The sequence below is a fragment of the Microcoleus sp. BM001215392 genome, assembly GCF_036700185.1.
GTDB lineage: Bacteria > Cyanobacteriota > Cyanobacteriia > Cyanobacteriales > Microcoleaceae > Microcoleus.
In genome coordinates, this window is the sequence record NZ_JAUBOJ010000180.1 from 1 (window position 1) to 13,868 (window position 13,868).

Consider the following 13,868-nt stretch of genomic DNA (forward strand, 5'->3'; position numbering starts at 1 on the left):
TGTGTTTATCTGTCAGACATCTGCGGTTTCTGTATCGATCGAAGACTTATGCAATTCAAGTCTAATATTGTTTGCTCATAACTGTTGATTAAAGGATGAGTCTTCAGCTTATAGTATAGCCTCTGAGATTGCTTCGCGCGGACGCTCTCTTCGGACAGTTAGGTAATTATGTCCGAAGAGAGCGAAGAGCGAAGCAATCGCAGGGACTTGAGATTCTGACGCACAACGCCGGCAATTACAAACACTCGATCGTAATTTGACGCTCTCTTCGGACAGTTAGGTAATATCGATCGCCCGTTAACGCAGCCGATCGCCCCCCGCCATGCAATAATGATAGGACTTGCACAAACACTCTATCAGTAGTGTCAGCCTTGCCGCCTTACTACTACGGGTAGCGTCTCAAATATTAATTTGTGCAAATTCTAAATTAAACCGGCTGTCGCTCTACACAATTTTCCCCTAATGGCTGAAGTCCCCCAATCTCCCACAGAACTCGCCGAAGCCCTCAGAGGCTTGACAGATATCAATTTCCAATTACCAGACCCCGAAGACGAACAAATTCCAGACTTCGATTTTGAATCGCAGGTTGACAACGCCTGGAAAGTGTGCGATCGTTTCGACTTACAAACCGACATCTGGCGCGGACAAATTCTCCGCACAGTCAGAGATAGAGAAAAAAAAGGCGGCGACGGACGCGGTACCGGCTTCTTGAATTGGCTAAAAGAAAGAGAAATCAGCAAAAGTCAAGCCTATTCTTTAATCGAATTAGCTAAAAGTGCCGATACTCTCATCGAACAAGGAGATTTAGACCCAGAATCCATTAGAAACTTCAGCAAAAGAGCCTTTGTCGAAACTGCCAAAGCATCTCCCGAAGTACAGCAAATGGTAACAGATGCCGCAGGAAAAGGCGATCGAATTACCCGCCGCGAAGTCAAACAACTATCCGACGAATGGATGGCAATGAACTCCGATTTATTGCCAGAAGAAGTCAAAGAAAAAGCATCTAGCGGTTCTCTTCCTTCGCGCTATCTGGCTCCTTTAGTCAAAGAAATGGAGAAACTATCCCCATCTCACCAAATCGAAATTCAAAAAGAAGTAGCAGAAAATCCCGACGTAGATACAGTAAAACAGCTAACTTCCGACGCCAAAAATTTATCCAAATATCTCGATGCCGCCGCCCAAGTGCAAGCTCTGAATCAGTCTCACTTAGACATGGAAATGGCTTTGGAAGAATCTTTGCGAGTCGGATGTTTGGGAACTACAGCCGATGTTGTCAAACAAGCCGCCTTGCTAGAACAAACTGTAGTCAAACTCTACACTGTTTGGAAGCGTTTAGGCAGTTTGGCAGATAGATTGTACGTAGATACAGGAGCAAGCACACCAAATTTGCGCTTACTTTTGGGATGCTTGGACAGTCTTTCGGGAGAAAAGATTGAAGTGGATTTTGGAGACGGAGAACGCTCGATTCGATTGCAAATTATTAGCGAATAGCTCAAGCTTTACCTGGTTCGTAGTCAGGACTTTAGTCCTCTCCAAATGCGGAAGGGAGTCCGAACTATCGAACCAAGTCTGCTCAAGCTTTACCTGGTTCGTAGTCAGGACTTTAGTCCTCTCCAAATGCGGAAGGGAGTCCGAACCATCGAACCAAGTCTGCGCCAATCCCTGTTTATCTGCGGTTGAAATTTCTGATTTTTTTCCAAAGATAGCGGGGATTCAAATAACTCCGATATTTGGTAACTACTTCTTTCCCCAAAATTACCACGCTCAGCCAAAAACAGACTTCGGCTAGCACAGCTAGAACAACATCTATTTGCGTTTTTTCGGCGATACTCAGTGGTAGGAATGGTACAACAAACAAGATTGCCAGCCAGGGCAAAAAAGATGCAATAAATAAAAACCAACCCAGCTTTTGCAGATTCTGCATATATTTGATTTACTGGATAATTTTAGATTGCACGGCGGCAGACCTAACTGAGATTATAGAGAAAGTCTCGCAAAAGTCTCCAAGTATCTGGAAATTATCTGCGTTAATCTGCATTAATCTACCTAGCATCTGCGGTTTGCCTTCCATTTCCAACTCAATTCTTAATTCCCGTCGCCGCAATTCCCCGAATAAACTGCCGCTGGCCCGCCAAAAACAGCAACACCACGGGCACAGTCCCAATTACCACCGCCGCCATCAACAACGGCCAACTGCTAGTAAACTGTTCCTGAAATTCAGCCAAAACCAACTGGACAGTCCGCAACTCTGGCCGTGTCGTAAACACCAGCGGCTTAAACAAATCGTTCCACTCGCCGATAAACGTAAACAAAAACAGCGTTACCAAAGCAGGGCGCGCCAAAGGCAGCATCACCTGCCACAATACCTGCCAGCGGTTAGCCCCATCCAACATTGCCGCCTCCTCCAACTCCACCGGAATTGTCAGAAAATACTGGCGCAGCAAAAAAATCCCAAAACCGTTAGCCGCCGTAGGCAAAATCAGCGCCCCGTAGGTATTCAGCAAATGGCCCCACTTCAAAACCATGAAAATCGGAATCACTAAAAGCTGAAACGGAATCACCAGCGTCGCCAAAACCACCAAAACTATGGCTTGTCGCCCGCGAAACTTTAGCCTGGCCAAAGCATAACCCGCCAAAGCAGAAGTCACTACCTGAAAACCAGTAACTGCGATCGCCACTAGAGTAGAATTAGCAAATGCCAACAAAAAATTCCCCCGTCGCCAAGCCTCCTGATAGTTCGCCAAAGTCAAGCCTGTGGCCTTGACACCAACACCAGATTGTGATACTGAAACCAAAAAAACAGCAGCCAGCGGCAGCAGCACCAGCGCAGCCCCGGCCAGTAACAAAACAAAACTCAGTAGTTCCAGCGCTTGAGACCTGTCAAAGGATTTACCCATAAACTTGTGAATTAACCTAAAATAATAAGCTTGTGAGGCTCTCAAACCCGATCGCCTTCCAGATTCCCACACAACCGTAAATTTTTAGTCGAAAATAGGTAAAGTGTATTGCACGCGACCCCAAAAATTAAAGGGGTTTCCAAACATCCTACAAGATTATACGAGGAGACGACATCTCTATGCCCCAGCTTGAGGCCAGCCCAACAATTGACTTTCAAACCGAAACGTACAAAGACGCTTACAGCCGCATCAACGCCATTGTGATTGAAGGCGAACAAGAAGCTCACGACAATTACCTGCAACTGGCCGAACTGTTGGCTGACAAAAAAAGCGAGTTAATTGGCTTGTCCAAGATGGAGAACCGCCACATGAAAGGCTTCCAAGCTTGTGGCAAGAATCTGAAAGTCATACCAGATATGGTATTTGCCAAAGAATTCTTTTCGGATTTGCACAGCAACTTCCAAACGGCATCCGCCGAAGGTAAGGTTGTAACTTGCTTGCTGATCCAATCACTGATTATCGAGTGTTTTGCGATCGCAGCCTACAACATCTACATCCCCGTCGCCGATGACTTTGCTCGCAAAATCACCGAAGGCGTCGTCAAAGAAGAATACAGCCACCTCAACTTTGGGGAAGTCTGGCTGCAAGCTCACTTTGAAGAATCAAAAGCCGAACTAGAAGCCGCCAACCGCCAAAACCTGCCCATCATCTGGAGACTGCTAAACGCTGTCGCAGACGACGCTAGCGTTTTGGGAATGGAAAAAGACGCTTTAATCGAAGACTTTATGATTGCCTACGGCGAAGCCCTAGGCAACATTGGCTTTAACAACCGCGACATCATGCGGATGTCAGCACAAGGCCTCGCAGCCTAATCAATTTGGAAATAAGGAATGGGATAAAAATTAAAACTTTTTAATTTTCCCTTCTTCCTTCTTCCTTACAAGGTCTTGCACCCCAATCAAGTTGGAAATAAAGAACGGGAACTAAATTAAAAAAATTTAATTTTCTCTTCTGACTTCTGACTTCTGATAACTGACAACTAACAACTAACAACTGTCAACTGTCAACTGTCAACTGACTTGTTTCTTCTTCCTTCATTTCACAACTTAATGTTTGGTCTAATCGGTCACTTAACCAGCTTAGAACACGCCCAATCAGTAGCTAACGAGCTGGGCTATCCAGAATACGCCGATCAAGGGCTCGATTTTTGGTGCAGCGCACCGCCCCAGATAGTCGATCATATCACTGTCACTAGCATTACCGGGCAAAAAATAGAAGGCCGCTATGTAGAGTCGTGTTTTCTACCCGAAATGCTAGCCACTCGCCGGATCAAAGCAGCCACTCGCAAAATTATTAACGCGATGGCACACGCTCAAAAAAACGGGATTAATATCACTGCTTTAGGCGGCTTTTCTTCGATCATTTTTGAAACCTTCAACTTGCAGCAAATTAAGCAGATTCGCAATCTCAAGTTGGAGTTTGAACGCTTCACCACTGGTAACACCCACACGGCTTACATCCTCTGCCGCCAAGTAGAAGAAGCAGCCCCCAAATTGGGGATTGAACTTTCAAAGGCTACTGTAGCGGTTTGCGGTGCTACTGGGGATATTGGCAGTGCTGTCTGTCGCTGGCTGAATGTTAAAACAAATGTAGCAGAATTGTTGCTAATTGCCCGCGACAAAGAACGATTGCAAGATTTGCAATCAGAATTGGGACGAGGCAAAATTATGAATTTGGAAGAAGCTCTCCCCCAAGCGGATATTGTAGTCTGGGTAGCCAGTATGCCAAAGGGAGTAGAAATTGACCCCAAGACATTGAAGCAACCCTGTTTATTGATTGACGGTGGTTATCCGAAAAATCTGGCAACTCAGGTTCAGCATCCCGAAATTTACGTACTCAATGGCGGGATTGTGGAGCATTCCCTCGATATTGAGTGGAAGATTATGAAGATTGTGAATATGGATGTGCCGGGGCGGCAGTTGTTTGCCTGTTTTGCCGAATCCATGCTGCTGGAATTTGAAAAGTTGTACACCAATTTTTCTTGGGGACGGAATCAAATTACTGTGGAAAAGATGGAGCAAATCGGGGAAATTTCCGTTAAGCACGGTTTCCGACCTTTGATGTCATTTTGATGTAATTTGTTGCGGTTATTGGTTATTGAGGAAATTTTTTCTGATAATAACCAGTAACTTTTTTTTGAGAGAGTTAAGAGTTAAGATTGTGCTCTATCGCACTACCAGAAGAAAACTTTTTGGTAGTCAGGACAAAGAGTGCGGATGGTCAAAAATATAAAGATAACGGTTATTTGACCAGACACATAGTCTATTGCTCAAATTATTCGATAGATTGAGCTGGCATCAAATTGTCCCCGCAGTTTTTGATGGTCATGACTTCGATGATTTTTTTGCCCATTTCGTCGGAGATGTCGAGAGCTTCGGAAAGTTGAACTAAGAAATCTTTTTCCTCTGTTGTGAAAACTCCGTCTACCAAAACCAAATCTGTAGCAATCGCAAAAGCTGTTTCTCTAAGCTGAGCATTCAAGGCATTTTTAGCCGCTGCAAATACTTGGGCCGGACTGTACTCGCTACTCAATTTCAGCACTTTCTTAAACAGTTCTTGGAAGTGTTCGCCAGCATAAGAGCCGAACAAGCGAATGTGATTGGCGGCAAGGGTTTGTCTTTCGGCTTCGGATATTTTGCCGTCAGCGGTAACAGCTAATACTGAAATAGCTGTGAAAGCTTCCGAGGGAGTGAGTTCGGGAGCACTTGTGTCGCTTTTGGCGCTTTGGAACAATTCAGCAGGGTTAGGTCTTTTGTGGGCGTGGGCAGGCATAGGGGCGTGGTTCAGTTGACAGTTGACAGTTGACAGTTGACAGCTTGCCCTGAACTCCGTCGAAGGGTTGACAGTTGAGAGCTAACCTGGAAGCAAGAGGATTGGATTAATGGATACTCTTCTTTTAATTTCTCCCTACAAGGGTTCCGGCTTTAAACCAATTCTTTCTGGTAAAACTCTGGGATTAAGCAAAAATAGTGTAGCAAAAAACGAGGCTCAAGCCTCAGGTTTTCAACTCTGGTTACGAAGAAAAACATAATTCAAAATTCAAAACTTCCGATAAACCCTCTTTTTCAGTGTCAACTGACAAGGTAGGATCGGGAAACAGTCGATCGACTTTCACGTTAAAAACCCTATAGAAATTATCAGCGTGGCAAACCCCGACCGCAAACCACTACTCCTAGATTTTGAAAAGCCACTGGCCGAACTCGAAACCCGAATTCACCAGATTCGCGAACTCGCCGCCGAAAACAGCGTCGATGTCACCGACGAAATTCGCAAACTCGAAGCCCGCAGCGCCCAACTGCGACAAGAAATTTTCAGCAGCTTGTCCCCCATGCAGCGGTTGCAACTCGCCCGTCACCCGCGCCGCCCCAGCACCCTCGACTACATTCAGGCAATTAGCGACGAGTGGATCGAGCTCCACGGCGATCGGCGCGGCGGAGACGACCCGGCCCTAGTCGGCGGAATTGCCCGCATAGACGGGCGTCCTACAGTCATCATCGGCCATCAAAAAGGACGCGACACCAAAGACAATATCGCCCGCAACTTCGGGATGGCAGCCCCCGGCGGCTACCGCAAAGCCCTGCGGTTGATGGAACACGCCGATCGCTTCAGTATGCCAATTTTCACCTTTATCGACACTCCCGGAGCTTGGGCGGGCTTAGAAGCCGAACAGCTCGGACAAGGAGAGGCGATTGCGTGCAACCTCCGAGAAATGTTTCGCCTCGACGTTCCGATTATTTGCACTGTCATCGGCGAAGGCGGTTCCGGTGGCGCATTGGGCATCGGCGTCGGCGAGCGGCTGTTGATGTTAGAACATTCCGTGTATACCGTCGCCACGCCCGAAGCTTGTGCAGCCATCCTCTGGAAAGATTCCGGTAAAGCTAACTTAGCCGCCGAAGCCCTCAAAATTACTTCCTGGGATTTGAAAAACCTCGGAGTTCTCGATCAGATAGTGCCAGAACCCGTTGGTGCGGCTCATTCTCATCCCTTAAAAGCTGCGGCTATGCTCAAAGCAGCTTTATTGGAAAACTTAGCAGAACTAAGTCAGCTTACGGGCCAGCAGCGGCGCGATCTTCGGTATCAAAAGTTTCGCGACATCGGTGTGTTCACTGAAATTGCTGCTTGAGCCGATCGATGAAAGAGTTATTAGTTATGAATTACAAATCTCTTAGCTAATAACTCATAACTAATAACTCACAACTGATTATTCTGCGAATCTGTCAGCAGTGTTATAATTTCTCAGGTGACATCGGCTTAACAGTTCTTAATGTTTATCTCATAATTAATTGTTATCACCCGCAGCAGACAGTTGTCTGATTTGCCGAAAAAGACTGCAACACTTGACGGGTAGTTGCCGATCGAAAATACGCGAAAAGTAGTCCCAGATGCCTTGACAATGGGATAAAAGGTTTAGTAGTTCGCGGGCGTCAAGGTAGCACTTGCCAACTAATTTCCGTGTTTTTCCGTAAAATTAGGAACTATCAGGACACGCTCATGAACGATCGAACAACAAAGCAGGCTCTGATTACCGGAGCCAGCAGCGGTATTGGCAAAGCGACGGCCTGCGCGTTCGCCGCCGCAGGCATAAATCTGGCTTTAGTTAGCCGAAAATCGGAAAACTTAGAAGCCGTTGCCGCAGCCGCCCGAGCAGTCGGAGTGAAAGCAGAAGCTTATCCCCTAGATTTGGCAAAAATTGAGCAAGTGCAAAGCGGCATCAGGGCGATCGCCTCTGAGTTCGGGCCCGTCGATATCCTGGTCAACAGCGCTGGTATGGGTTACACAGGCTCCTTGACCGAAACGTCGCTAAATGACTGGCAAAACGTCCTAGACCTCAATCTTACTAGCGTTTGGCAGTGCATTCTAGGGGTTTTGCCGTCCATGCGCGATCGGCGATCGGGAATCATCATCAACGTTTCCTCGATCGCAGGTAGCCAAACCTTCCCCAACTGGGGAGCTTACTGCGTCAGCAAATTCGGTCTGATGGCTTTATCCAAGACATTAGCCGCCGAAGAACGAGCTGCTGGAATTCGCGTCACAGCCATCTGTCCGGGTTCAGTCAATACTCCCATGTGGGACACAGAAAGCGTCCAAGCTGATTTCGATCGCACCGCGATGTTAACTCCAGAAATCGTCGCCCAATCAATCCTGCACGCAGTTCAGTTACCGGCAAGTGCAGTAATTGAAGAAATCACGCTCATGTCCAACGCCGGAGTTTTGTGAACTTGAGATTGTAGAATGCTGGATTTTTATCAAGTTCAACAATCTTTGAATCTCTAGTTATATCGCCCAAACGGAAATCGATTCTCAAAAATCGATCGCTTTATCCCCATCGAAAATCGAAAATCGAAAATCGCTCGACCCTCACACTAAATTATTATGACAATTGCATCGAACAACGGTTCCAACGGCTCGAACTCAATCTCGACTGACAGCATGAAATCTTTAGAAACAGCAGACAACAACTCGCCCCGCATCACCACTCGACCCGATCGCAATTCCTCCCACGGTCAAGAATCCAACGTACCCGTACCCTCGGAAGTAGGGATGGACGAAATGATGGCAGCCGTTCGCACGATGCTGCTGGGAGTAGGAGAAGACCCCGAACGCGAAGGATTGCTCAAAACCCCCAAGCGCGTAGCAGAAGCAATGCGGTTTCTCACCAGCGGTTACAGTCAATCCCTCGAAGAACTCCTCAACGGCGCTATTTTTGACGAAGGGCACAACGAAATGGTACTGGTGCGAGACATCAGCGCCTTCAGTATGTGCGAACACCATATGCTGCCATTTATGGGTCGAGTTCACGTCGCTTACATTCCCAATCAAAAAGTAGTGGGACTGAGCAAACTAGCGAGAATTGTCGAGATGTACAGCCGCCGTTTGCAAGTACAAGAACGTTTGACACGCCAAATTGCCGAAGCAGTTCAAACAATATTGGAACCGAAGGGAGTGGCTGTAGTGATGGAAGCAAGTCATATGTGCATGACGATGCGGGGCGTGCAAAAACCCGGTGCTTGGACGGTGACGAGTGCCATGTTGGGAGTGTTTCAAGAAGAACAAAAAACTCGCGAAGAATTCTTGAATTTGATCCGCCATCAACCAGCATTCTTTTAGTCATTAGTCATCAGTCATCAGTCAGCAGTCATTAGAACTCTTGCAAAAATACAAAGCACCCCACCCCAACCCGGACCTTGAATCAAGGGAGGGGGCAAGATTATTCTTATTTCCTCCCTTTATAAGGGGGGATTGAGGGGGATGAATTTGACTTTTGCAAGAAATCTATTAATAATTTTTTGGGTGATGACTTGGCTGCTGAAAATAGAGATTCTGGCATTTGGCGCTCAAGCTGCTGCTGCGATCGCCTCTTGTCCGTGTCTGCGCAATAATTCCATCAGTTCGTCTCGGTAGTCGTGAAAAATAGAGTGGCGTTTCACACTTTGACTGCGATCGGGTAGGTCGATCGTCATTTCCTTTCTGACAGTCCCAGGGCGAGCACCGAGGGCGTAAATGCGGTTGGCCAGAAACACAGCTTCTTCGACATCATGAGTAATCATAAACACAGTGATGTTAGTGCGCCGCCAAAGATCTAACATAAATTCGTGCATCGATTCTTTGGTGTGGACATCTAAGGCACCGAAAGGTTCATCCATCAACAGCACTTTCGGTTCCAAAGCCAAAGCCCGGGCGATCGCCACCCGTTGTTTCATCCCTCCCGACAACTCCGAAGGCAGGGATTTGGCGAACTCAGACAGCCCCACAATACTCAAATAATAGCTGGCTTGTTCGCGCCGCAACTTGTGAGGTACGTTTTGCAGCTTGAGTCCAAACTCGACATTTTCTTGTACGCTCATCCAAGGAAAAAGCGTATAGTGCTGAAAAACCATGCCCCGATCGGGCCCTGGCCCAGTTATCGGTACTCCGTCAATTCTGACTTCTCCCGACGTAGGGCGATCGAGTCCCGCAATCTGTCGCAGCAGCGTAGATTTTCCCGACCCAGAGGCCCCTACCGCGCAGATGAATTCACCTTGCTCGATCGTCATGTTAATGTCTTTTAGTACCACTAAATTGCCATTTTTAGTACCGAATTGTTTGTTGAGGCGGTTGACTTGCAAATACATAAGTTTAATCTCCTAAATTAAGAACAAATTGTGCAATTAAGTAGAAAGAAGAAAGAAGTTCGGCAACGGATTCTGTAACTGATGTAACGGATATTAGGAAGAAGGAAGAAGGAAGAAGGAAGAAGGCTATTATCGTTTTTGGATCGACCACTTGCAGGATACTCGCAGGAAATACTGAAATAACAAATCAAATGCTAGTCCGATCGCCCCAATAACAATCAGCCCGACAAAGATTTCATCAGTCCTCAAAAATCTGCCAGCTACACTAATTCGGCGCCCCAAGCCTTCTGTAGCTGCAATCAATTCCGAGACAATTACTAACTGCCAAGCCGCTGCTAAATTGATGCGGCAAGCATCAATAATTCCCGGTAAAACGTGCGGAAAAATGACTTGCAACAAAGCTTGTTTGCGAGTTCCACCTAACATATAAGTCGCTTCAATCAAATCTTTGGAAACGAATTTTACTGTATCCATTACCATCAATGAATTAAAGAAAAATACTCCGATAAAAATCAGCGTAATTTTCGGTGATTCTCCAATACCCAAATACAGAATTAGTAGCGGAATAAAAGCGGGTGCAGGCATATAGCGCATCAACCCAAACAGCGGTTCCAGCAAAGCCCGAATGCTGGCAAAACTGCCCATCAACACGCCAATGGGAATCGAAAGAGAGGCAGCCAACAGAAAGCCGACACCGACTCGCCACAGACTCGCGACGGTATCTTTGAGGAGTTCGCGAGTGCTCCACAACCGGCCAAATGCTTCGAGAACTTTACCGGGTGAAGGCAAAAATTTGGGGTCGATGTTGCCAAATGTTGTCACCAGCCACCACAGCAGCAAGGGAAGGGCGATCGAGGTAACAATCAATCCGGTATTCAGAGGTTTGGGAATGTCTTCAGCGAGTCGCCAGAAAACAGTGGGATTTAGCTGTTTCGATCGGGTGAAGTCTTGAATCGATCCGGGGTTTTGGTTCATGTTAGGTAATTGGCTGTTGATAAGTAGAAGGAAGTTCGGCAACGGATTCTGTAACGGATGTAACCGATGTAACGGAATTTATGTTTAATTAAGTGGATTTACTTAATTGGTACAAATGCGATCGATTAAATAGGGCATTGGGTATTTGGAAAATTTAGATTTTAGATTTCAGACTAAATAATTGAATAACTGTCAACTGTCAACTGTCAACTGTCAACTGTCAACTGTTATAACTATGTTTTTTTAATTTTTTCGGCGTAGGCTTTGACGAAGCGATCGTCAAATAACTTGCTAGTATCGAGTTGGGTTTTTGCTAGGCCAACTTCGGTGAGGAATTTGCTCATTTCTCGCGCCGCAAACTGCAAGGAAGTGTAATCGCTGCCCGGTTGGAAAGCTGTTAAGTTTTCCTCGACAGTAAAAATCCGAGTGCCATCGGCGTACTCTTTGTATTCGCTAACAGAAACCCCGGCTCGTTTCGACATAATTTGATAAGCTTTATCGGGATTTGCCTTCATGTAGTCCAAGGTGGCAAACCACGAGTCAACTAATGCCTGCACGCGATCGGGATTTTGCTCGACAAATTTTCGTGTAAATACTAGATGGTCTGAAATCGCACCGGGAAAGTCTTTAGAACTGAACAATTCCTTACTGCCGGTACGCTTTAATGCCTGAGTGGTGAAAGGGGCAAAAACTGCGGTTGCATCAACTTGTTTTCCGACAAAAGCTGCTGCTGCTTTGCCTGTTTCTAGAGGTACAAACTGAATATCTTGCGCTGATAATCCTGCTTTTTTTAGCCCTAATAGCAGCAGAAAGTGATCGACAGTACCTTCTTCGGCTGCTACTTTTTTACCTTTGAGATCCGCAATTGAATTAATACCTTCTCGAACGATAACTTTATCGTTACCGGTAGAGTTGTCATTGACGAGTACAATTACTTGGTCTGCACCGCCGGATACCGAGTTAACGGTATCTCCTAAAGTTTGACTGTTAGCATCAATTTGTCCTGCGGTGAGGGTGCTAATTGATTCTAAGTATCCGTCGAACCACTTGAGGTCTACGGGGACGTTGTTGGCTGCAAAGATGCCCTCATCTTGTGCTACTTGCCAAGGAAACCAACCAGGCCACGCACTAAATCCCAGACGCAGGGAACCCGCAGCGGCTGATGGGGCGGCGGCGTCGGTTTCTGTGGTTGTTTTGATGTATGTTGCAGGGTTGACGCACCCTGCTGCGATGGCGAATGTGACTAGAAAAACGATGCAGAACGCTAAGGGCGATCGTACTTTCATAGCATCTACTTGTAGATAGATTTATTGTAGGTTTTTCGATGTTTGTGGCTGGAAATTTAGCAGTGATGGTTTTTGGCGGGTAGTTGCATCTTTGTAGCAAATAAATGATTGATAACTCTGCTATGTGTGTTACAAAAATTTGCGATTTTTGCGACAAAATTTCAAGCTTGACGCCTGATGATTCGTAAGGTGCGCACTGCGCACCCTACAACTAATACCAAATCCGAGTTAAAAACACCGTTTATTTCTTAGTCCGCGGAGGCGGACTTCGTTTTTGTAGTAGCGGTTTCAACCGCCGAATCATCAAGGGGTAAGAATGCCGGATTTAGTATCAGTTGCTAGCCAACTTTTGATAGTTGCTGTGGAGATTTTGACAATTGATGGATTTGAGAACGCACCCAATCAAACCAAGTTTCTAAGCCTTCTCCGGTTTTTGCAGAAACCGCAATAATCGTGACGTGGGGATTCATTTGTCGGACGTTCGCGACAATTAGATTGAGGTCAACTTCAAGATAGGGTGCTAAATCTATTTTGGTAATTAACAAGCAATCGGCTTCTTGAAACATCACCGGATATTTCAGCGGTTTGTCTTCTCCTTCGGTGATGCTCAGCAACGCAATTTTCAGGTGTTCTCCTACTTCAAATTCTGCGGGACAAACCAGATTGCCGACATTTTCTACCAGGACTAAATCGATTTCTGAGGGATTATATTCATGAGCTAAGGTGTGAATTCCTCCCGCTACCATTTTTGAGTCTAAATGGCAGGAACGACCCGTGTTAATGGCAATTACTGGGACATTGTATTTGCGGAGGCGATCGGCATCTAGTTCGGTAGTCATGTCGCCTTCGATTACGGCGATTTTGTATTCATTGGTGAGGACTCCTAGCGTTTTTTCTAGTATGGCAGTTTTGCCCGCGCCGGGACTGCTCATGACGTTGAAACAAGCAATTCCCCATTCGTCAAAATGAGCGCGGTTGTGGTCTGCTCCTGCTTGATTGGCGTGGAGCAAATTAATTCCTAAAGCGGCGTCAAAGGTTTGGTGCATAAGTTTAAGTTGATTCTCCAGAATATTCAATGCGATCGATCTTTAGTTCTCGCCCGGAGCGAATATCTTCCATGGGCGAATGGCAAGTCGGACAAGCGTATTGAATGCCAATTTCCGGTTGATATTCTCGATCGCAGCGGTGACAAAACGCGATTAACGGTGTTTCTTGAATGACGAGTTCTGCTCCATCTAAAAAGGTGTTGCGGATTTGGACTTCAAAGGCGAATTGCAAGCTCGCAGGTTCGACACAGGTGAATTTGCCGACTGTGAGGTGGACGTGGGAAATTTTGGGCGGTTCTGGCTGTGCTTGACACCAATTTTTGACTGTGACAATTAAGGCTTTGGTCATGTCTGTTTCGTGCATGATTTTTGCCAGATTTGAATGTATAGCAGAAGGAAGAAGGAAGAAGTCATACCAATTTAATGGGTTGTTGCACATATTTCGATCCCCCTAAATCCCCCTTAAAAAGGGGGACTTTGAGAAGAATCTTG

15 protein-coding genes are annotated in these 13,868 nt (G+C 46.2%); 7 read left to right on the forward strand and 8 right to left on the reverse strand.

Translation table 11 applies throughout. The annotated features are described in order from the left end of the window. Positions 1-462: 462 nt before the first annotated feature. Complete coding sequence (locus tag QT974_RS18975; protein ID WP_333469987.1) at positions 463-1,491, forward strand: hypothetical protein; 1,029 nt, start codon at positions 463-465, stop codon at positions 1,489-1,491. A 175-nt stretch (positions 1,492-1,666) separates the two neighbouring features. On the opposite strand, the gene QT974_RS18980 is transcribed toward QT974_RS18975, so the two are convergent. Together QT974_RS18980 and QT974_RS18985 are read right to left on the reverse strand one after the other, a co-directional pair. Next, positions 1,667-1,924: a transporter suffix domain-containing protein gene (locus tag QT974_RS18980; protein WP_333469988.1), complete on the reverse strand. Its 258-nt coding sequence runs from the start codon at positions 1,922-1,924 to the stop codon at positions 1,667-1,669. A gap of 154 nt (positions 1,925-2,078) precedes the next feature. After that, positions 2,079-2,897 (reverse strand): carbohydrate ABC transporter permease, encoded by an 819-nt coding sequence (locus tag QT974_RS18985; RefSeq protein ID WP_333470001.1) that lies wholly within the window; start codon positions 2,895-2,897, stop codon positions 2,079-2,081. A gap of 179 nt (positions 2,898-3,076) precedes the next feature. On the opposite strand from QT974_RS18985, the gene QT974_RS18990 reads away from it, so the two are divergent. After that, positions 3,077-3,769: an aldehyde oxygenase (deformylating) gene (locus tag QT974_RS18990; RefSeq protein WP_333469989.1), complete on the forward strand. Its 693-nt coding sequence runs from the start codon at positions 3,077-3,079 to the stop codon at positions 3,767-3,769. A gap of 237 nt (positions 3,770-4,006) precedes the next feature. Further along, positions 4,007-5,029, forward strand: coding sequence for a long-chain acyl-[acyl-carrier-protein] reductase (locus QT974_RS18995; RefSeq protein WP_333469990.1), 1,023 nt, complete (start codon positions 4,007-4,009; stop codon positions 5,027-5,029). 202 nt (positions 5,030-5,231) lie between these two features. Here QT974_RS18995 and QT974_RS19000 read toward each other — a convergent pair whose 3' ends face one another. Next, entirely contained in the window at positions 5,232-5,729 is a 498-nt protein-coding gene (locus QT974_RS19000; protein ID WP_333469991.1) for a tellurite resistance TerB family protein, read from the reverse strand. Positions 5,730-5,838: 109 nt separating this feature from the next. Here QT974_RS19000 and QT974_RS19005 point away from each other — a divergent pair, with 109 nt between their 5' ends. From QT974_RS19005 to folE, 4 genes are all read left to right on the forward strand, one after another. Further along, complete coding sequence (locus tag QT974_RS19005; RefSeq protein WP_333469992.1) at positions 5,839-5,988, forward strand: hypothetical protein; 150 nt, start codon at positions 5,839-5,841, stop codon at positions 5,986-5,988. A gap of 111 nt (positions 5,989-6,099) precedes the next feature. Further along, positions 6,100-7,080 (forward strand): acetyl-CoA carboxylase carboxyl transferase subunit alpha, encoded by a 981-nt coding sequence (accA, locus tag QT974_RS19010; protein WP_333469993.1) that lies wholly within the window; start codon positions 6,100-6,102, stop codon positions 7,078-7,080. Between the two features lie 368 nt (positions 7,081-7,448). Continuing rightward, positions 7,449-8,174 (forward strand): SDR family oxidoreductase, encoded by a 726-nt coding sequence (locus QT974_RS19015; RefSeq protein WP_333469994.1) that lies wholly within the window; start codon positions 7,449-7,451, stop codon positions 8,172-8,174. A gap of 156 nt (positions 8,175-8,330) precedes the next feature. Beyond that, complete coding sequence (gene folE / locus QT974_RS19020) at positions 8,331-9,065, forward strand: GTP cyclohydrolase I FolE (RefSeq protein ID WP_333469995.1); 735 nt, start codon at positions 8,331-8,333, stop codon at positions 9,063-9,065. Positions 9,066-9,292: 227 nt separating this feature from the next. On the opposite strand, the gene QT974_RS19025 is transcribed toward folE, so the two are convergent. From QT974_RS19025 to hypA, 5 genes are all read right to left on the reverse strand, one after another. Continuing rightward, positions 9,293-10,069: an ABC transporter ATP-binding protein gene (locus tag QT974_RS19025; protein WP_333469996.1), complete on the reverse strand. Its 777-nt coding sequence runs from the start codon at positions 10,067-10,069 to the stop codon at positions 9,293-9,295. Positions 10,070-10,198: 129 nt separating this feature from the next. Beyond that, positions 10,199-11,044: an ABC transporter permease gene (locus QT974_RS19030; RefSeq protein ID WP_333469997.1), complete on the reverse strand. Its 846-nt coding sequence runs from the start codon at positions 11,042-11,044 to the stop codon at positions 10,199-10,201. Positions 11,045-11,277: 233 nt separating this feature from the next. Further along, positions 11,278-12,330: an ABC transporter substrate-binding protein gene (locus QT974_RS19035; protein WP_333469998.1), complete on the reverse strand. Its 1,053-nt coding sequence runs from the start codon at positions 12,328-12,330 to the stop codon at positions 11,278-11,280. Between the two features lie 338 nt (positions 12,331-12,668). Then, positions 12,669-13,376 (reverse strand): hydrogenase nickel incorporation protein HypB, encoded by a 708-nt coding sequence (hypB, locus tag QT974_RS19040; protein ID WP_333469999.1) that lies wholly within the window; start codon positions 13,374-13,376, stop codon positions 12,669-12,671. A gap of 4 nt (positions 13,377-13,380) precedes the next feature. After that, positions 13,381-13,740, reverse strand: coding sequence for a hydrogenase maturation nickel metallochaperone HypA (gene hypA / locus QT974_RS19045; protein ID WP_333470000.1), 360 nt, complete (start codon positions 13,738-13,740; stop codon positions 13,381-13,383). Positions 13,741-13,868 lie beyond the last annotated feature (128 nt).